The organism is Acinetobacter sp. DMC2 (assembly GCF_056314305.1).
In genome coordinates this window covers 210,731-229,631 of the sequence record NZ_JBQUYP010000006.1, presented here as the reverse complement: position 1 = coordinate 229,631, position 18,901 = coordinate 210,731, and the positions used below count along the sequence as shown (strand labels likewise).

General features: G+C 38.8%; 19 protein-coding genes. 18 read left to right on the top strand and 1 reads right to left on the bottom strand.

All coding sequences use genetic code 11. The annotated features are described in order from the left end of the window. Nucleotides 1–101: 101 nt before the first annotated feature. Together ACT53H_RS14450 and ACT53H_RS14445 are read left to right on the top strand one after the other, a co-directional pair. Nucleotides 102–1,046: a DUF4424 family protein gene (locus tag ACT53H_RS14450; RefSeq protein ID WP_476009488.1), complete on the top strand. Its 945-nt coding sequence runs from the start codon at nt 102–104 to the stop codon at nt 1,044–1,046. A 133-nt stretch (nt 1,047–1,179) separates the two neighbouring features. Then, nucleotides 1,180–1,977, top strand: a complete 798-nt coding sequence (locus ACT53H_RS14445; RefSeq protein ID WP_476009487.1) for an SDR family NAD(P)-dependent oxidoreductase — start codon at nt 1,180–1,182, stop codon at nt 1,975–1,977. Here the strand turns inward: ACT53H_RS14445 and ACT53H_RS14440 are convergent. Beyond that, the gene (locus ACT53H_RS14440) at nt 1,974–2,576 is read right to left on the bottom strand and encodes an HvfX family Cu-binding RiPP maturation protein (RefSeq protein ID WP_312822686.1); all 603 of its coding nucleotides are present in this window, start codon (nt 2,574–2,576) and stop codon (nt 1,974–1,976) included. The two genes, ACT53H_RS14445 and ACT53H_RS14440, sit on opposite strands and share 4 nt — an antisense overlap. Nucleotides 2,577–2,738: 162 nt before the next feature. Here ACT53H_RS14440 and ACT53H_RS14435 point away from each other — a divergent pair, with 162 nt between their 5' ends. The 16 genes from ACT53H_RS14435 (at nt 2,739) to ACT53H_RS14360 (ending at nt 18,890) form a co-directional block, all read left to right on the top strand. Further along, nucleotides 2,739–3,047, top strand: coding sequence for an HvfA family oxazolone/thioamide-modified RiPP metallophore (locus ACT53H_RS14435; RefSeq protein WP_004793273.1), 309 nt, complete (start codon nt 2,739–2,741; stop codon nt 3,045–3,047). A 69-nt stretch (nt 3,048–3,116) separates the two neighbouring features. Beyond that, on the top strand, nt 3,117–3,980 hold the full coding sequence (locus ACT53H_RS14430) for an HvfB family MNIO-type RiPP peptide maturase (protein WP_476009486.1): 864 nt from the start codon (nt 3,117–3,119) through the stop codon (nt 3,978–3,980). Beyond that, nucleotides 3,931–4,692 carry an HvfC family RiPP maturation protein gene (locus tag ACT53H_RS14425; protein ID WP_476009485.1) on the top strand — a complete coding sequence of 254 codons (762 nt, stop codon included), beginning with the start codon at nt 3,931–3,933 and terminating at the stop codon, nt 4,690–4,692. Before ACT53H_RS14430 ends, ACT53H_RS14425 begins: the two co-directional genes overlap by 50 nt. After that, complete coding sequence (locus tag ACT53H_RS14420) at nt 4,689–5,309, top strand: RNA polymerase factor sigma-70 (protein WP_004793266.1); 621 nt, start codon at nt 4,689–4,691, stop codon at nt 5,307–5,309. Before ACT53H_RS14425 ends, ACT53H_RS14420 begins: the two co-directional genes overlap by 4 nt. Further along, nucleotides 5,303–5,482 carry a zf-HC2 domain-containing protein gene (locus tag ACT53H_RS14415; protein ID WP_004793264.1) on the top strand — a complete coding sequence of 60 codons (180 nt, stop codon included), beginning with the start codon at nt 5,303–5,305 and terminating at the stop codon, nt 5,480–5,482. The genes ACT53H_RS14420 and ACT53H_RS14415 overlap by 7 nt, the downstream gene beginning before the upstream one ends. A gap of 90 nt (nt 5,483–5,572) precedes the next feature. Continuing rightward, the gene (gene mumR / locus ACT53H_RS14410; RefSeq protein ID WP_004793262.1) at nt 5,573–6,484 is read left to right on the top strand and encodes a LysR family transcriptional regulator MumR; all 912 of its coding nucleotides are present in this window, start codon (nt 5,573–5,575) and stop codon (nt 6,482–6,484) included. A gap of 340 nt (nt 6,485–6,824) precedes the next feature. After that, nucleotides 6,825–8,078, top strand: a complete 1,254-nt coding sequence (locus ACT53H_RS14405; protein WP_081399177.1) for an NRAMP family divalent metal transporter — start codon at nt 6,825–6,827, stop codon at nt 8,076–8,078. Nucleotides 8,079–8,112: 34 nt separating this feature from the next. After that, a complete protein-coding gene (locus tag ACT53H_RS14400) occupies nt 8,113–8,877 on the top strand; it encodes a LamB/YcsF family protein (RefSeq protein WP_443272046.1) in 765 nt (254 codons plus the stop codon). 2 nt (nt 8,878–8,879) lie between these two features. After that, entirely contained in the window at nt 8,880–9,695 is an 816-nt protein-coding gene (locus ACT53H_RS14395) for a putative hydro-lyase (protein WP_474770292.1), read from the top strand. A 33-nt stretch (nt 9,696–9,728) separates the two neighbouring features. After that, complete coding sequence (locus tag ACT53H_RS14390) at nt 9,729–11,312, top strand: 5-oxoprolinase subunit B/C family protein (protein ID WP_476009484.1); 1,584 nt, start codon at nt 9,729–9,731, stop codon at nt 11,310–11,312. Next, entirely contained in the window at nt 11,312–13,030 is a 1,719-nt protein-coding gene (locus tag ACT53H_RS14385) for an acetyl/propionyl/methylcrotonyl-CoA carboxylase subunit alpha (protein WP_476009483.1), read from the top strand. Before ACT53H_RS14390 ends, ACT53H_RS14385 begins: the two co-directional genes overlap by 1 nt. A gap of 360 nt (nt 13,031–13,390) precedes the next feature. Further along, nucleotides 13,391–14,089, top strand: a complete 699-nt coding sequence (locus tag ACT53H_RS14380; RefSeq protein ID WP_312822706.1) for a thermostable hemolysin — start codon at nt 13,391–13,393, stop codon at nt 14,087–14,089. A 35-nt stretch (nt 14,090–14,124) separates the two neighbouring features. After that, nucleotides 14,125–15,630, top strand: a complete 1,506-nt coding sequence (locus tag ACT53H_RS14375) for an AMP-binding protein (protein ID WP_476009482.1) — start codon at nt 14,125–14,127, stop codon at nt 15,628–15,630. Between the two features lie 91 nt (nt 15,631–15,721). After that, a complete protein-coding gene (locus tag ACT53H_RS14370) occupies nt 15,722–16,597 on the top strand; it encodes a TauD/TfdA family dioxygenase (protein ID WP_476009481.1) in 876 nt (291 codons plus the stop codon). A 47-nt stretch (nt 16,598–16,644) separates the two neighbouring features. After that, on the top strand, nt 16,645–17,457 hold the full coding sequence (locus ACT53H_RS14365; RefSeq protein WP_476009480.1) for an SDR family oxidoreductase: 813 nt from the start codon (nt 16,645–16,647) through the stop codon (nt 17,455–17,457). A gap of 212 nt (nt 17,458–17,669) precedes the next feature. After that, complete coding sequence (locus ACT53H_RS14360) at nt 17,670–18,890, top strand: chloride channel protein (protein WP_174740005.1); 1,221 nt, start codon at nt 17,670–17,672, stop codon at nt 18,888–18,890. The last annotated feature ends 11 nt before the right edge of the window (nt 18,891–18,901 follow it).

The following is an 18,901-nucleotide window of genomic DNA, read 5'->3' as shown; positions in this document are numbered from 1 at the left end:
TATGAATCATCACTAAAAGATTAACAACACCTACGTTTAAACAGTTATGCTTTATTGCAGATCGACATTTCATAATTAGAAAATGACATAGAGCACTCAAAATGAAAAAGCTTGCAATAACCTTTGCTGTTTTGGTTCAACTATCGACCTATGGCTTAGCCAATGATTCTACGGGTTACGTAGGTACAGGTGGGATTCAATATCTCAAAAATTCGCAGATTGCCATGCAAAGCGAAGATCTATTTATTAGTAAAAAACGAATTAAAGTCGATTATGTCTATAAAAATCTAAGCAATAAAGATGTCACTGAAACGATCTTATTTCCGCTACCACGTATTGATAATTTCTTTGAGTCTGACTTTGCTCACACCGAAGAACTTTTAAAAAGTTTTAAGATTGTGGTGGATGGTAAAAATATTAAACCAGAAATGCACGTGCGAACGTTTATTCAAAAAGATGAGAAATCACCTCTAATTGATGCAACGGATGAGTTTAAGCAGTGTGGTTTTAGTGAAAAAGACATGTTAAACCCGTGGCTACGTAATAACTATAATTATGAATATTATGTAGATAAGCTAAAACAATGTAATAAGCCACAAATACAGAAAATTTTAGCTAGTTTTAAAAAAAATGATGTAATTCCATGGTCATCTCAAGTGATCTATAGTTGGAAGCAGACCTTTAAAGCCAATAGTTTGACTAAAATTCAGCATGAATATAAACCTTTGGTGGGTGGTTCAGTTGCTCTCTATCCAGACGAATATAACCAGCAATTTTGTATGGATAAACAATTTAAGCAGGGATTAAAAAAAGCCAGTTCAGAAAATTCGCCGTTTAGTGCTTTGGGCTATATTTTGACGACGGGTGCAAATTGGGCAAAGCCGATTGAAAACTTTAAGTTAACCATTGAGCGCGATAAAGACGAACTGGTTTCATTTTGTTGGGATGGGCCAGTCAAAAAGATTAGCCCAACTCAATTTCAAATGACTAAAACCAAGTTTGTACCTAAAAAAGACCTAGATATTATTTTTGTTCAAGTGAAATAGTTCACGTTGTGCAATCAACTCAATGCACACAGGCTTTAATGATCTAAATTAGCTTTGCGTTGTATAAAATTGCATCATGTTTGATTGTGTGACATAACTTAATGATGGCACATAATAACAAGAGGATGCCGCAATGTTGCTTACGGGAAAAGTGGCTGTCATTTTTGGAGGCAGTGGAGCAATTGGCACTGCAATTGCGAAGGTTTTTATTCGTGAAGGTGCTCGTGTCTATTTGTGTGCAAGAGATTTCAATAAACTTCAAAATATTGCGACACAACTACATCAACTTGGGGACGTGGTTCATACGGTCAGCGTTAATGTGCTAGATAGCCAAGCAACCAGTGAAGCAGTTGCTCAAATTGCTCAAGCGACGGATGGCTTAGATATCGTCATTAATTCCACCAGTTTTATACATAATCAAGGCAAAGAAATTTTGGAATTAAACCTTGATGAGTTTGTCGGGGGAATAAATCCATTTCTAACGGCGCAGTTTAATATCACTAAGGCCGTGGTTCCTTATATGGGCGGCGATCGTGGCGGAACAATGATTTCAATTGTGGCACCTTCAGCTCGGATGGCGATACCGGGTCATTTAGGCCATATTGTGGGCTGTGCTGGAGTCGAAGCTTTTATTAAAGCACTTGCTAGTGAGCTAGGGCCTAAGAATATACGAGTACTGGGGGTGCGTTCACATGCAATTGTTGATGCTATTCAAGCTGGTTCCTACACGCGTGAACTATTTGAGTCAAAAGCACAGGCAATGGGGCTCAGCATAGGACAATGGCTAGAGGGTGCGGCTCAGGGCACTATGCTAAAACGGTTACCGACACTTTCTCAGGTTGCAGAAACTGTTGCTTTTCTAGCATCCGAACATGCGAACTCAATGACTGCAACTATTGTAAATATGACCGCGGGCGCAATAGTTGATTAGCGCAATTTATTTTTAATCCAATAATCTAAACTAACATAACGGCCACCTCCAAGCACAAGCAGAGCAAGCAGCATAACCGTGTAGGTCGCGGCAAATTCAATTCCATTATTTAAAACAACAAACGAACCACTCGACGTAAGCCAGTCATAGTTGCCATAGTTTTGCAGGATCTCTCGGGCTCTTTCTAATTTTTCAGCCGAGGCTAATACTTGCATGTTGGCGAAAGGTGCATTCGGATCAGCAATTGCTTGCCAGCCATTTGGCAGATGTACCGTAAATATAGCGACCAGCATAGTAATAATAAGGGGAATACTAATTAAACGGGTAAACAGACCAAATGTTAAGAGTATGGCGCCTGCTAGTTCAGTTGATGTTGCAAGGACGGCCATTAAATAGGGGAAAGGAAGTCCTAAACCTCCATCTGAATTGCCAAACCATTCTACAATATCACTGAAGTGCATCAATTTATTTGTGCCTGCCATCCAAAATATTGGAACGAGATACAATCGAATAGCCAGTGCCGCAATGCCATCAATATGTTGTAGAGACTTACCGAGATTTTGATAATATTTAGATAAGCCATAAATAAAGTTCTTCATGATAATTTCACACCCAATACGATTGAATAGTAATTAGTCGGATGAAAACTGTATTTCTTACATAAAAAAATTTTATTTACGGTGTAATAAAAAAGGATTTGGTCCGTCTAACTTTATGTACATGTGTACAAACCGAGAAATTATCTTTAAAGGAATACAAAAATGAACAAACTCAACTCAATGACCTCAGTGGCAGCATTATTAGCACTTTCTGTGGTAGGCGCTACACAAGTGACTGTGGCAGCAACTAATACAACAACTGAAATGCATGCAACCAAAGCAGCAGATGGTAAATGTGGCGAAGCAAAATGCGGCGCTAACAAAATGAAAAAACATGAAAAATCTGCTGAAGCAAAATGTGGAGCAGATAAAAAAGCAGCAGATGGTAAATGTGGAGCAACCAAAAAAGCAGCAGATGGCAAGTGCGGTGCAGATAAAAAAGTCGCTGATGGTAAGTGTGGCGCTAAGTAAACAATCTAATCATGGATGATGTCGGCCTTCTAGTAAGTGTCGGCATCATTTCCAAAAGGAGAAATCACCATGATGGAGCTGTCAGGTGTAGGACTTGGTTTAAGGCGTGATTTTATAGATTCGTTTCTAGCTGCAAAAACATATCCAGACTTTATTGAAGTTGCCCCAGAAAATTGGCTTGGTTTTGGTGGACGACATGCAAAATTACTCGATCAGTGTGCTGAAAAAGCGCCCTTAATTTGTCACGGCTTGTCATTATCTATTGGAGGACCGCATCCACTTAATCTTGAATTTATCGGCAAAATAAAAAGCTTTTTAGAACAATACGAAGTACCAATTTATTCTGAACATTTAAGTTATACAAATGATGGGGGCTATTTATATGATTTGTTGCCAATACCCATGACGAAAGCCGCGGTTAAATATGTCGCTGAACGTATTTTACGTGTGCAAGATATTTTAGGGAAAAGATTAGTTATAGAGAATGTTTCTACGTATTTAATGCCAAATGCCGAAATGAGTGAAGCTGAGTTCATTCGTGAAGTGCTTCAATTTGCAGACTGTGATTTGCTTCTGGATGTAAATAATGTCTACGTCAATAGTATTAATCATGGCAGTGATGCATTTGGATTTATTCGAGACATGCCAAAAGAACGAATCCGTTATTTACATATTGCCGGACATGAACAAGTTCAGAAAAATTTGTTAATTGATACACATGGGGCAGAGGTTTGTGACCGTGTGTGGGAACTACTGAGATATACCTATCAAGTCTGTGGTGTGAAACCAACTTTGCTTGAGCGTGACTTTAATATTCCGTCATGGCAAGAATTAGAAGAGGAACTCGCTAAAATTAAACTCATTCAACAACAGGAGAGTGGCTATGAACGGAAATCAAACACCCTTCCAAACCCTGCAACAACAGTTTTGTGAATGGATTAGAGATCCTGATTTGGAAATCCCTCAAGAGCTTCCTGTCGAAAGAATGCAAATTTATCGGGATTTACTTTTTAATAATGTCAGTTCATTTATTGACTTAGTTTATCCTGTAGCTCGCGCGATGTTACCAGAGTTAAAGTGGCAACAAGTACTCTCGGAGTTTTTTCAAAAAGCTAAGTGTGGTTCACCTTTGTATAATGATATTTCTCTTGAGTTTAGAGAATATTTGACAGATCAGCGGCACCCAATATTGCAAGAATACCCTTGGTTGGCTGAGTTATTGCAATTTGAATGGCTTGAATTGTATTTAGATACTGTTGAAATTGAAGATGTCGTTTTGCATGAAAATTACGCTTGGCAATTAAGCACTAAAGTATGGGTATTGGTTTATCAATATCCTGTTTATATGTGGACGACTTTAACTACACAAGAACAAGTTGAAATTATGCCAGGTGCAATCATGGTCTGGCGCGATGATCAGGATAGAGTATGTATTGAACAACTTTCTCCATTGTTTGCTATGCTAATTGAACAGTTAACTCAAAATATAATGTTAACTGAGCATGATATTTACATACTCATTCAATCTATATTGACTGACTTGTCTGAGCCTGAAATTTATCTGCAAATTCAAGAACTAAAAAATCTATTAACTCGATTACGATTAATTCAAACTCCCCATAGTTTTAAAGAGGTACAGAGATGACTTCAGCCGCGGCATCACCTCATGACGACCTAGGGGATCAACTGCATAATCCAGTATTTTTACAAGACTTAAGACAGCAAATGATTAAATTTGCTTTTTTACAGTTATCGTCGCTTCCGCAAGCTGAGGATGTCGTGCAAGAGGCGTTAACGAGCGCTTTTCAAAATTTAGATTCATTTAAAGGGCGGGCTGCGTTCAAAACATGGGTATTCGCGATTTTAAAAAATAAAATTATTGATGTAGTTCGACAAAAGTCACGTTTGGTTGCAATGTCTGAATTATTTAAAGATGAGGAAAGCGAGCTCAGTGTCGACGAGTTATTCGATGCGTCAGGACACTGGCACAAATATGAAGCACCTCACACATGGCAAAGTCCCGAAGAAATGATAGAGCAGTCAGATTTCTGGATAATTTTTGAAGCCTGTTTAGATCATTTGCCAGCCAAATATGCTCAAGTTTTTATGATGAGAGAAGTGATTGAACTCAGTTCTAATGAAATCTGTAATAAGCTGGAAATTTCTATCTCAAATTTTAATGTATTGATGTATAGAAGCCGCACCCGATTACGCGAATGCTTAGAAAATAAATGGTTATTGAAGGAGGATTGTTCATGTTGACATGCCGACAAGCCACTCAACTATTGTCTGAAAAGCAAGATAGACCGCTGTTTTTACGTGAGCAAAGTAGTTTGCAATTGCATTTGTTGGCGTGTAGATCATGCCGCCGTTATGCAAAACAAATCAAAACAATTAGTCAGCTTTCTAAAGTATTTAAAAATTTGGATGACTAACTTTAGTTAAAAATTTATTTATTGCTGGCCTTAACGTGTTAAAAGCTTACATACTATAAAAGTGAAGGAATTTTTAAGACAGGATGAAACGTGAATTTAAAGAATCTTGAAGCATTTTATTGGGTCGTGACTTTAAATAGCTTCAATAAGGCCGCGACTAAATTGCAAACCACCCAGCCTGCGGTCTCTCAAAAAATCACATCTCTTGAAAATGAATTAGGTTTTAAAGTTTTAGACCGAAGTTTGCGAAAATTTAAATTGACCCATAAAGGCATAACACTATTTAAATATGCTGAAAAGTTTATGCGCCTAGAAACAGATCTAGTGGCTGAACTGACCGAAAACCAGCACCTGACTGGCACCATTCGTTTAGGCGTTTCCGAAACCATTGTTTATACGTGGTTAGTCGAATATATCGAAAAGGTTCAACAAGAGTTCCCAAAAATTTCAGTAGAAATTGTGGTAGACCTGACGCCTAACTTACAAGAAGGTGTTCGCACAGGGGATTTAGACATGGCCTTTTTACTTGGACCAACTTTAGCTTTTGAATGTATTGAACAGACTTTATGTGACTTTGAACTAAGTTTCTTGGCATCACCTTCATTTAAAGGCGGGGTTGCGCAAATGTCATTTAAAACTTTAATGTCACATACCATTTTAACTTACCCTAAAATTACCTATCCCTATAAAGAATTGAAAGCCAGAATGAAAGAACAAGGAATAGATGAACCACTCTCAATTACTAGTTATTCATTAGCGACTTTATTGCGTTTAGCCGAGCAGGGCCTAGGCATTGCTGTGGTGCCGACTTTAACCGCTTTAAAAGAAATTACTGATGGCCGATTAGAAATATTAAACACACCCATTCAGTTAAAGACGTTTCATTTCACTTCAATCTATATTCAAGGAAATGATGTTGCTTTGAAAGAAAAACTAACCGAAGTTGCCGTTAGGGTGTCGGAAAGTGCCATGAAAAGACTCAATGAACAAATTAAAAACTAGGCTGTTTTCGAATATCTTAAGTCACTATTTTTCTTGTTTTAAGAAGCTGTTTTTTATGTGAAATCATAAAAGCAGCTTATCTACATCGATAAGTAAAATTTATCCTTGTTTATAAGTAATTTAAAAATAAATAAAAATCAAAAACTTATAATTTTAACTTTATGTAAAAAGTCTTATTGTTCGTAGGGATTAGCTATGTTTTTATCGTAAATACAAGATTTGATCACCGATTGTGTTGATTGGGGAACAGGGAATCTTTGTCATTTTAAAGGATTAAAGAATATTGTTTGGGAAAAATAATGTTCTTGGTTCAACCTGAAAATAGCGTTGTTAAGCTCAAATGGATGAGGAACGCATTAATATGTCTTTACTGAAATCTTCTTTTTTATCAGATCGCCAATGGGCCATTGTAGCCTCAATATTTATGATGGCGACCTCTGCAATGGGGCCAGGATTTTTAACCCAAACCGCTGTATTTACAGTCAAGTTAGGTGCAGCATTCGGCTTCGCAATTTTAGTTTCCATTTTGATTGATTATGTTGTTCAACAAAATATTTGGCGAGTGGTCACACTTACTCAAATGCGTGCATCAGACATTGCCAATAAAGCATTACCGGGTAGTGGTTATTTACTGGCGTTTCTGGTGATTTTGGGCGGTTTTTTCTTTAGTGTTGGTAACATTGCAGGTGCAGCTTTAGGTTTAAATGCACTTTTTGGCCTAGACACAAAGTGGGGCGGTATTTTAAGTGGTGCGTTAGCCATTTTGATTTTTGCATCAAGAAAAGCAACGCTTGCTATGGATAAAAGCATGATCGTGTTGGGATTGCTTAAAATCCTCCTGATTATTATTGTTGCTGTCATTGTAATGCCTCCTGTAGGTCAAGCTGTACATCAAACTTTTGCTCCAGATCAGATCGACTTTGCCATTATTACCACCATTGTCGGCGGTACAGTTGGTGGCTATATCTGCTATGCAGGTGCCCATCGTTTACTCGATAAAGGTGCTGTTGGCCCTGAAAATATTGATGAAGTTGCTAAAGCTGCGACCAAGGGCATTATTGTTGTCGGCATCATGCGCTACGTATTGTTTTTAGCGTTTTTAGGTGTGGTAGTGAGCGGTGCAACGATTGATTTAGCCAGCCATGACGCAAATCCGGCAGCGCAAGCATTCCAATATGCAGCGGGTACATTTGGTTTTAAATTATTCGGTTTAATTTTCTGGGCAGCCGGCATTAGTAGCACTATCGGCGCAGCATATACTTCAGTGTCATTCTTTACCGCATTTAAAAAGAATTTAACACCAAAACAAACCAACTATACGACCATTACCTTTATCGCATTGGCCTTATTGCTCTATGTGTTATTGGGTGCAACTCCAGCAGGTCTACTCATTTTTGTGGGTGGTTTTAACGGTTTGGTGTTGCCAATTGGTCTTACAATTTTTGTGTACGTTGCTGCGTGCCGTAAAGATTTAATGGGTAATTACAACTATCCAAAATGGTTGCTTATTTTGGGCGGATTAACATGTCTGTTGACGTGGTGGATGGGCTATATGTCATTTACGACAGTATTTAACTATTTGACCAAGCTTTAAGCCAGACTTTGTTAAGTGATAAAGGAATAATGCCATGTTTGTAGATTTAAATAGTGATTTGGGTGAAAGCTTTGGCTCATGGAAAATGGGTAATGATGATCAGATTTTACCTGTCGTGACTAGTGCCAATATTGCGTGTGGCTTCCATGCTGGCGACCCACTCGGTATTTTAAAAACGGTTCGTAAAGCAGTAGAGCTTGGTGTGACCATTGGTGCTCATGTGTCTTATCCAGACCTTGTAGGCTTTGGCCGCCGTAATATGGATTTGTCACGTGACGAACTGATTGCAGACGTGCTTTATCAAATTTCTGCACTCGATGGCTTGGCTAAAGTGGCAGGCTCAGAAGTGCAATATGTTAAACCGCATGGCGCACTTTATAACACCATTGCACATGACCAAGCTCAGGCTGCAGCAGTGATTGATGCAATTAAAATGTATAACCCTGAACTGGTTTTGGTTGCTTTGGCTGGGTCAAACTTAGTCGAGCAGGCACGTGCTGCTGGTTTAAAAGTTGTGTCTGAAGCATTTGCAGACCGCGCTTATAACAGCGATGGTTCACTGGTATCTCGCCGTCTCGAAGGTGCGGTTTTACACGACTCGGCATTTGTTGCGAACCGTGTGGTGTCTATGCTTAAAAATGGTGGGGTTGAGTCAATTGACGGTGTATTTACCCCAATTCAAGCCGACACCATTTGCTTACATGGCGACACCGACGGTGCGCTAGAGATGTCGGCAGCCATTAAAGCCGAGCTTGTAAAAAATAATATTGAAATCCGCCCGTTTGTAAATAAAGCATAAGGATGAGCACAATGTATAAGGATATTAAAGTCGACCCAGCTCAGCTTGAAGCCGCTTTAGATGCGCGTTTAAAAATCCGTGCAGGTTTTGATAAACCGACAGCAGGCATGGCTGCGGGCATGACGCAGGTCAACATGATTTCGGTGCCAAAAGAGTGGGCGTATGACTTTTTACTCTATGCACACCGTAACCCGCAAAGCTGTCCAGTGCTCGATGTACTCGAAGAGGGCATTTATGCAACCAAGCTTGCGGCAGATTCTGACATCCGAACTGATTTTCCGCGCTATCGCATTTGGAAAGATGGCGAAATGGTCGATGAAGTGACCGATGCGAGCGAGATTTACAACGCCCATCCTGATTTGGTGACTTTCTTAATTGGCTGTAGTTTTTCGTTTGAAACAGCTTTGCAAGAAGCGGGTATTGAAGTTCGCCATATTCATGACGACACCAATGTACCGATGTATTTAAGCAATATTCAGTGTCAATCGGCAGGGCGTATTTCAGGAAACATGGTCGTTTCTATGCGACCAATTCCATCGCATCAAATTAGTGAAGCGGTAAAAATTACTTCACGTATGCCAAGCGTGCATGGCGCACCTGTACATATTGGTCACCCTGAAAGCTTAGGAATTTTAGATGTAAACAAGCCTGACTTTGGTGATGCTTCTCGTATTGAGGCGGGTGAAATTCCAGTGTTTTGGGCATGTGGGGTAACACCGCAAGCAGCTGTTATGAATTCGAAAATTCCTTTTGCGATTAGTCATGCACCGGGTCATATGTTTATTACCGACATTCCTGACCGTGCTTGGATTGGCTAACTGGACTAAAGAAGAATTAAAAAGGATAAGCAAATGCGTTTTTTATCGGTAAACGCCGATTGTTTTCTGATTGAGCTTGCGAGCCTTGAAGAAACTTTGGCGTTGTACAATAAATTGCAAAATACGCAATTGAATGGAATTAAAGACTTAGTCCCCGCTGCAAAAACAATTTTGGTTTTTTTTAACGAGATCGAAACCAACTTTAAAACGCTGGTTGCTTCAATTCAGAGCCTTAAAGTTGATTCTGGATTTGAGCGTAGCGGCCAAGAAGTGATTGTGCCGATTCGTTACGACGGTGAAGACCTTGCTCAGGTTGCCGAGTTACAAGGGCTGTCTGTTACCGATGTGATTAGAAAACATCACCAAAGCGTGTGGAATGTCGCTTTTATTGGTTTTGCGCCGGGCTTTGCTTATATGAGCAGTCCCGATAAGCCTTTTACCGATATTCCACGCTTAACAGTTCCGCGTAAAAAAATACCGTCAGGCTCTTTGGGTTTGGCTGGAAAATACTCTGGTATTTATCCAAAAGACAGTCCGGGCGGCTGGCAGCTGATTGGTACAACATCAGAAAAAATGTGGGATTTAGAGCGTAAAAATCCAGCACTACTTTTACCGGGCATGACCGTGCATTTTGAGGATGTCACGCATCAGCCTACAACCGTAAATGTACCGCAGCAAATTGCCCGTACGGTTGAGCCTAAACAATCGGTGCCACTGTTTACGATTACTGCGCCAAGTTTACAGATGCTTATTCAAGATAAAGGGCGTTTAAACCAGACCAATATTGGTGTTGGCGTGGCTGGTGCAATGGATTTGTCTGCCATGCATAGCTCTAACCGTATTGTGGGTAACCCAACCGATACACCCGTTATTGAAGTTTTAAATGGCGGCTTAAAGGCCAAAATGCAGCATGCGGGCGTTATTGCGGTGGCTGGGGCCATCTCAAACATTCGTGTGAAATTTGTCGATGGTCAAACCGCCGACTTTGCAAGTTATCAGCCGATTGATCTGGATGAAGGCGATGAATTTCAAATTCAGCCACCGACAGCAGGAGTAAGAAACTATCTGGCAGTTCGAGGTGGTATAGACGTTGAACCAGTGCTCAATAGTGTTTCATTTGACAGCTTGGCGGTGCTAGGGCCAGAACCTTTAAAGCTTGGAGATATCATTTACCAAGGGCAGATAAAGGCAGCCAACATTAACTTAAATGAAATGGGTAAAAGCGACTTACCACAAGCTGGCGAGTTGGTTGAGCTAGACATTGTGATGGGGCCACGCACAGACTGGTTCGAACAAGACAGTATAGAACTACTGTGTCAGCAAGAATGGCTCGTGACCAATGAAAGTAACCGCGTTGGGCTAAGACTTTCAGGTGCAGAGCCTTTAACTCGCAAAATTACCCATGAATTGGAAAGTGAAGGCACATGCATTGGCGCTTTACAGATTCCACCGAGCGGCCAACCGGTTTTGTTTATGAATGATCACCCTTTAACGGGCGGATATCCGGTCATTGGCTCTGTTGCTAAACACCATTGGGACTTGGTGGCACAGATTCCGGCAGGTTGCCGCATCAAATTTAAAAAAATTGCCGAATTTACAGATTTTGAGAATGAATGATGAATACAGAAAAATTATTGATTGCTAACCGTGGTGAAATTGCCGTTCGTATTATTCATGCTTGCCGTGACATGGGCATTTCATCAGTCGCGTTATATGCAGATGACGACATTGGCAGCATGCACGTTGAACTTGCAGATGAAGCATGGGGCTTGGCGGGTGCGACAGCCAGTGAAACCTATTTAAATATTCCTGCAATTATTGAAGTTGCCAAGAAATCGAAAGCGACGATGGTTCATCCGGGTTATGGCTTTTTATCTGAACGTGCTGAGTTTGCCCAAGCCGTGATTGATGCAGGCTTAAAATGGGTCGGGCCATCACCAAGTGCTATTGAAAAACTAGGTGATAAAATCGAAGCACGTAAAATTGCTGCTTCGGTTGGTGCGCCGTTGGTTCAGGGTACGCAAGATCCACTCAATAATGCAGAGGAAGCTTTAGAGTTTGCTAAGCAATATGGTTTACCGATTGCCATTAAAGCGGCGTTTGGTGGCGGTGGCCGTGGCTTAAAAGTCGCGTGGAAACTCGAAGAAGTTCAAGAGCTTTATGAGTCGGCAGTACGAGAGGCAAAAGCTGCTTTTGGTCGTGGTGAATGTTTTGTTGAGCAATATTTAGATAAACCGCGCCATGTAGAAGCACAAGTGATTGCCGATCAGCACGGCAATATTGTGGTGCTTGGTACACGTGATTGTTCATTGCAACGCCGTAACCAAAAGTTAGTCGAAGAAGCGCCAGCGCCATTTATTAGCGACGAGATTTATCAACAAATTTTAACCTCGGCAAAAAATATTTGTCAGGCCGCAAACTATGTGGGTGCGGGTACAGTTGAGTACTTATTGAGTCGTGACGGCAAGCTTTCATTCTTAGAAGTGAACACCCGTTTGCAAGTCGAACACCCAGTGACCGAAGAAACTTCAAAAGTCGATTTGGTGGTTGAACAAATTCGCGTGGCTCAAGGTGAAGTGCTTTCTATTAAAGAAACACCAAAGGCACAAGGCCATGCCATTGAGTTTCGTATTAATGCCGAAGACCCAGCACGTGGTTTTATTCCTGCATTTGGTGTGTTGAGTTTATTTGAAGCGCCGTTTGGTCACGGTGTACGAGTTGATATAGGTGTTCGAACTGGCTCTTTAGTGTCGAGTCATTTTGATTCACTCATGGCAAAACTGATTGTGACTGGTTCAACTCGTGAAGTAGCAATTGCCCGCGCCAAACGTGCATTAAAGCAATTTAAAATTGAAGGCGTGGCATCGGTTTTAGACTTTCATCGTGCGGTGTTAAATGAACCTGACTTTACCAATGAGTTTAATGTACACACGCGTTGGATCGAAAATGACTTTAAACAAGAGTTAAAGCCGACTAAACGTGGTATTCCAAACCATCAACAACCAATGCTACTTAGCTACATTGAAATTGATGGGAAGCTCCATCGTTTAGGTTTACCTGCTGGCATGTTTGCACAAGGCCCAGCCACCTCAGTTCAAGCACAAATTGCCGAGCCAGAAGTGAGCGCCGAGCATTTACTTGCTCCAATTAATGGTGTGATTAGTGCTTGGAAAGTTGAAAATGATGAGCAAGTCACCGAAGGGCAAGTGGTTGCCATTATGGAAGCCATGAAAATGGAAGTACAGGTACTGGCACACCGTAGTGGCGCTATTCAGATTAGTGCAGAGAAGGGCGCAACCTGCCATGCAGAAACGGTGATTGGTAGTATTAATTAAGTTTTGAATAAATGATTTGACCTGATTGAGCTTTGATTCAGTCAGGTTAATAAAATAGAGCATTCTTAAAAAAATATAAATATAATTTGCTTTGTTAATGTTTTAAATAGTATTAAAATAATAAGTGAATATTGAGTTGTTAATGATAATTGCTATCAATAATTTTAATAATATTTTTTATTAATTTCCTTAAACTGTTTTTGTTTCATTTTTATGACAATTCTCAATATATTAAAAAATAAATTAATTTTGTTAATTAGTTGAAATGCAAGCAATTAATTATTCATTTTAAAAATTAAGAAATAATTAAGAATAGCTTATTAATTTGGGGGTGAATATTTGTTGTTTATGAGATAAGCAATGTCATCTAGTTTTATTGGAAATAGTTTATTTTTACCTAGAAGTGGTCATTATACTTTTTTCCCTAGAAAAGAGAATGTTTTCTTTTATCAAGTTATTGAAAATAAAACATCTCGTTCTCTACAAGTAAATAAGGTTAATAAATATAATCCAGAGCGATTATTTTTAGAGTCTTTTATTAGCAATAGTTTTAAAAAAACGCATCAGGCTGAATTATCTAGTTATTTATCAATCCTATTTTCAGGAAAATCTAATAGTGAACTAAAAGTGGCTATTGGAATCCAAAATTTAAAAGATCATATTGCATTTTTAGAACAATATTTATCAATTCCTGTGCATAAAGCAATGGAGCAATTAGTTGGTTACCCGGTAAATAGAGAACAGATTTTTGAAATTGGTAATTTAGCAGCAGTGGACATACAGAATGCCAAATTAATCATTGCATTTCTTGTATTTTACTTTTCTATTCAAAAGGTTGAGTGGGCAGTTTGCACAGGAACAATTGCCGTCAGATATGCACTTAAGCAAATGGGACTAGTTTTTAATGTCTTAGAAGAGGCTGACCCCTTGGCTTTACAAGATGAAGGTGAGCAGTGGGGAAGTTATTTTGAACAAAAACCACAAGTATTAGCTATTCATGTTCCTGAAGCTTTTTTAGCTACAAAAGAAAACTATAGCTTTAGTAATTCTCGGTTTTAAGAAAGCATATTTAATACAGTAACTGGAAATATAAAATGAATAATTTATTTAATACAATCCAAAGTCGTGCTGAAAGCCACCCCTTATCTGAAGCAATAGTGACTGAAAAAAAAGTAGTTAATTATGCTGAATTATATAAACTTATTTTAGCAATAAAAACTGAGCTAACCGAATTAAATATTCAAAAATTAGGTATATACATTGAAAATAGTATTGAATGGGTTCTAATTGATCTTGCTGCAACATTAGCGAATATTACAGTTGTACCTATACCACTTTTTTTTACTCAAAATCAGATTGAACATCTGATTGAAGATAGCCAAATTAATTTTATTTATACATCTGAAAAGCAAAGCCCAGTAATTATTAAATTTCTTAATAATACTTATCATCAAATTGGGCAGCTAGGGGAAATCGATTCTAAAATTATTTCTGGACAGTTTATTCAGCTTTCAAATACTCCAGAAAAATTAAATAGAATTGTACCCGCCAAAATTACTTACACTTCTGGAAGTACTGGTTCACCTAAAGGAGTCTGTTTAGCTAAAGATACCATTTCATCTATAACAGAATCCTTAAGTAATGCTTTGCGATCAAGTCAGCTTCAAAGACATTTGTGCTTAATTCCATTTGCAACACTGCTAGAGAATATTGCAGGAATTTATGTTGCATTACAGATGGGCCGATCGATTGTTGTAGGTGAAGTAAATGAATGGGGATTGATTTCAAATCATGAATTTGATGTGAAAAAATTTGCTGAAACGGTAGCTAAATATCAAATACAGAGTGTGATTTTACTACCTCAAATGCTAAAAGCGATTGTTGAATATGTCCGGATAACTGGTAGTGCTGAGCTAGCTAGCTTGAAATTTATTGCCGTAGGGGGTGGAAAAGTTGCTCCTGATTTATTAATTCAATGTCAGCAATTTAATTTACCTGTTTATGAAGGGTATGGTCTTTCTGAATGTGCATCAGTGGTTAGCTTAAATGTGCCTGAAGCTCGCAAAATAGGAAGCGTAGGTCAACCACTTCCACATGTAGAGGTACATATTAACCAGCAAGGTGAAGTGGTAGTTCGTGGTAATGCCATGCAAGGTTACCTTAATGAGGCAGTAGCTGATAATTTGATTCATACCGGTGATGCAGGTTTTATTGATGACGATGGATATTTGTTTATAACAGGAAGAATAAAGCAAATTATTGTCAGTAGCTTTGGGCGAAATATTTCACCTGAATGGGTTGAGTCAAATAGCTTAAATGAGCCTGAGATTAATCAAATTGCGATTTTTGGTGAAGCTCAACCGTACCTAGCTGCGGTGATATATTCCAAAGACTTTATTCATGATGATGAAATAGAACAAGCGATTGAAAAGGCAAATACAAGATTGCCTGACTATGCTCATATCAAACATTGGTGTCGTTCCCAACAACCATTTTCATTAGCAAACAACATGTTAACAGATAATGGAAAGTTACGAAGAAATGAAATTAAAAAGCAATTTAATGCCTTTTTATTTCCTGATGACTACTCTTTTAAGTAAGGAGATGCATCGATTGTTCCCAATAGGCTAAGTCAAATACCTTTTGGTAAGTAAATTGAGAAATCGTGAAATTATTGATGGGAAATGAAATATGACAACTGTTTGTGATGATATCGAAATTATGAAATCTAATAATCATAATATGCCGCGCCTTAAAGATATTCGAGACACTTTACGTGATCAAGGCTATGTCTTAATTAGAAATGAAGGCTTCGATGTAAATAAATTTAGTCAGTTGATGACTTCTCTTTGCCAACGTTTGACTTACGATCCGGCACGTGAAAATGTTACTCAGCAATCACAAAAAGTTGATTCTGGAACTCAGGCAATTGGGTTGCATATCGAAAATGGAACAACACCACTTCCTCCAGATATTATTGCTTTTTTCAGTGAAGTCAGCGCTACAAAAGGTTCGCAAACGACTATTTGTGATGGCTATGCAATCTGGGAAAATTTATCAGAAACATTAAAGGAAAAATTTAGTCAACCTATGACAATAAGTCGTTACTTACCTAAAAATATTTGGCAAAAATATGTAGCCAATGCTTTTGGTATTAAAGACCCTGTAACAGTGACATGGGATGATTTAAAGCGTTTTATTGAATTGATTCCTGGTCAGAGTATTACTCCCGCAGAAAATGAAGGCGTTCAATATCATCTACAAATGAACATGATCCGAAACGACAATTTAAGCGGTAAACCTGCTTTTGCAAATGCAGTTTTAGGTCCTTCATATAACTATGAAGCGCCACGTTATTGCTTTGCCGATGGTGAATTAATTTCTGATCAGCTACGCAGTGAGCTTGATGAGTTATGTGAACAGCATACTCATGAGGTGGCTTGGCAAGATGGTGATGTACTTATTATAGATAATAAACGCTTTATGCATGGTCGGAGGGAAATTCTTGTTCCTCTTGAACAAAGAAAGCTATGTATCAGTATGGGGCTTGGTCTCCGGAACTTTTAAATGCATAGATTTATCCAAATTAATTAAATTCAAAATAGGAAAAGACCATGACTCAACCAACAGCTATATTATTCGGTGCAACAGGCGGAATAGGCCAGGCGATTGCAAATATTTTGTGTAGAAACCAGATAAATGTTGTTTTAGTTGGTAGAAATGAAGATACGTTGAAGTCACTACATCAACAACTAGCTCAAGATTATCAAAATGTGCATTTAGAGTTTATTTCATGCGATGTGAGCGTTGCAGAAAGTAGACAAAATCTGGTGAAAAATCTGACAACACTGAATACACCTATTCAATATTTTATTTACAACGCTGGAATAAATCATTTTTCTTTGTTTACAGATCAGTCTCCTGAATTAATAGAAAAAATGATGCAAGTTAATGTGATCCAGCCATTACAGCTCATTCAAGATATTATTCCTCTCATATTGAAATCTGGGCCTGCTCAAATTATTAGCGTGGGATCGACATTTGGTAGTATCGGCTATCCTGGTTATGTCAGTTACTGTGCTAGTAAATTTGCTTTAAAAGGTGCGACGGAAGCACTTGCTCGTGAATATAGTGATACATCTTTAAAATTCAGATATTTTTCGCCTAGAGCAACAGATACGCCAATGAATAATAGTTATGTGGTAGAAATGAATCAGAAGCTTGGTGTAAAAATGGATAGTCCCGAGGTTGTAGCTGAGGAGTTATATCAATTTCTAAAGTCTGATAAAGCTTATTATCAAGTAGGATATCCTGAAAAAATATTTGTTAAAGTGAATCAGGTTTTACCAGATGTTGTGAGTAAAAGTATTCACAAAGATATTGGTGAAATTAAGAGCTTTGCGAAAAAAAGTGGGCAGTTGGAATAAGCTTTCGTTAACCATTTTCAACTTGAAAACCAGTACTGATTATGAGATATTTATCACAGTTAAGTGATATCAAAATTAATCACTGTATTGAAAGCTCGCCTATGCGAGCTTTAATTTTTAGCCCAGTTTAAGCATTTCTCACTTAATGAGCTGGCTGCATAAAAATAATTGAGAATTTATCATCCATTTTAAAGGCGAATTGAAGAACGCGAATGAAAATTCTACCTTCATCTGAATATGATCAAATTCTAAAATACAGTGTCTATTGGCTCGTCATCTCGATTGTGATTGGAGTCGTAGCGGGGCTAGCCTCGACTTTAATTTTTGTTGCCTTTGATATTTCAAACAAAGTAAGAAGCCTGCATCACTGGCTCATCTATTTCTTGCCTTTTGTGGGTTTTGGCATTGGCTATCTGATTAAAAAATATGGATCACCGATTGAACGGGGAACCCATTTACTCCTTGATGAAATTCACCAGCCTAAGTCGTTTATTCCAAAACGAATGAGTCCCATCATTTTTATAACCTCAATTTTAACGCAGTTATTTGGTGGTTCGGCAGGACGTGAGGCACCAGCAGTCCAGCTTTCAGGTGCTTTAATTGACCACTTGAGCCATATTTTAAAAATCTCGGACGATAACCGCAAAATTTGTTTAATTGCCAGTATTGGCGCGGGCTTTGCAGGGGTGTTCGGCTTGCCTCTGGCCGGTGCAATCTACGGTTTAGAAATTACAGCGTTAGGTAATTTAAGATATTCAGCCATTTTTCCATGTTTTGTGTCGGCGCTTATTGCATCGACCATCCCTGAACTATTCGATATTGTTCATCCGCATATCTTTTATGTGATTAGTGAGTTTCCAGCCATTCATTTTGGCACACTCATGAGCTTGATTGCGGCAGGGTTAGTTTTTGGTTTAGCTGCGCGCTTCTTTATTGCTGCCATTCATTTGGCGAGTGACCTCTTTTACAAGTACATTCGCTATTTGCCATTAAGAACCATGGTGGGTGGTATTGTGATTATGCTACTTACTTTGTTTACTGCACATCAACAATACAACGGTTTGGGTACAGATAAAATCATTGCATCTTTTTATGTGCCGATTGAGTTTTATGACTTCTTTAATAAGACCGTTTTTACTGCCATTACTCTAGGTTCGGGCTTTAAAGGTGGCGAAATTACGCCACTGTTTTATGTGGGGGCTACATTAGGTAATGCTTTAGGGGCGGTTTTAAACCTACCACTTTCATTACTTGCAGGCTTAGGCTTGGTAAGTCTGTTTTCTGGGGCAAGTAAGGCACCATTGACTTCTATTATTTTAGCGATTGAGTTATTTGGAATGAATGTCGCCACTTATGCCATTATTACTTGTTTATTGGCAGCGTTATTTTCTGGGGATTGTGGATTGTATCGCCGTAAGAAGTTGATGGATTAGTGGGAGGCTGG

Bases quoted from the DNA above. Each gene is read 5' to 3' on its own strand.
- ACT53H_RS14450 (WP_476009488.1), top strand. From the start codon at position 102: ATGAAAAAGCTTGCAATAACCTTTGCTGTTTTGGTTCAACTATCGACC.
- ACT53H_RS14445 (WP_476009487.1), top strand. From the start codon at position 1,180: ATGTTGCTTACGGGAAAAGTGGCTGTCATTTTTGGAGGCAGTGGAGCA.
- ACT53H_RS14440 (WP_312822686.1), bottom strand. From the start codon at position 2,576: ATGAAGAACTTTATTTATGGCTTATCTAAATATTATCAAAATCTCGGT.
- ACT53H_RS14435 (WP_004793273.1), top strand. From the start codon at position 2,739: ATGAACAAACTCAACTCAATGACCTCAGTGGCAGCATTATTAGCACTT.
- ACT53H_RS14430 (WP_476009486.1), top strand. From the start codon at position 3,117: ATGATGGAGCTGTCAGGTGTAGGACTTGGTTTAAGGCGTGATTTTATA.
- ACT53H_RS14425 (WP_476009485.1), top strand. From the start codon at position 3,931: ATGAACGGAAATCAAACACCCTTCCAAACCCTGCAACAACAGTTTTGT.
- ACT53H_RS14420 (WP_004793266.1), top strand. From the start codon at position 4,689: ATGACTTCAGCCGCGGCATCACCTCATGACGACCTAGGGGATCAACTG.
- ACT53H_RS14415 (WP_004793264.1), top strand. From the start codon at position 5,303: ATGTTGACATGCCGACAAGCCACTCAACTATTGTCTGAAAAGCAAGAT.
- ACT53H_RS14405 (WP_081399177.1), top strand. From the start codon at position 6,825: ATGGATGAGGAACGCATTAATATGTCTTTACTGAAATCTTCTTTTTTA.
- ACT53H_RS14400 (WP_443272046.1), top strand. From the start codon at position 8,113: ATGTTTGTAGATTTAAATAGTGATTTGGGTGAAAGCTTTGGCTCATGG.
- ACT53H_RS14395 (WP_474770292.1), top strand. From the start codon at position 8,880: ATGAGCACAATGTATAAGGATATTAAAGTCGACCCAGCTCAGCTTGAA.
- ACT53H_RS14390 (WP_476009484.1), top strand. From the start codon at position 9,729: ATGCGTTTTTTATCGGTAAACGCCGATTGTTTTCTGATTGAGCTTGCG.
- ACT53H_RS14385 (WP_476009483.1), top strand. From the start codon at position 11,312: ATGAATACAGAAAAATTATTGATTGCTAACCGTGGTGAAATTGCCGTT.
- ACT53H_RS14380 (WP_312822706.1), top strand. From the start codon at position 13,391: ATGTCATCTAGTTTTATTGGAAATAGTTTATTTTTACCTAGAAGTGGT.
- ACT53H_RS14375 (WP_476009482.1), top strand. From the start codon at position 14,125: ATGAATAATTTATTTAATACAATCCAAAGTCGTGCTGAAAGCCACCCC.
- ACT53H_RS14370 (WP_476009481.1), top strand. From the start codon at position 15,722: ATGACAACTGTTTGTGATGATATCGAAATTATGAAATCTAATAATCAT.
- ACT53H_RS14365 (WP_476009480.1), top strand. From the start codon at position 16,645: ATGACTCAACCAACAGCTATATTATTCGGTGCAACAGGCGGAATAGGC.
- ACT53H_RS14360 (WP_174740005.1), top strand. From the start codon at position 17,670: ATGAAAATTCTACCTTCATCTGAATATGATCAAATTCTAAAATACAGT.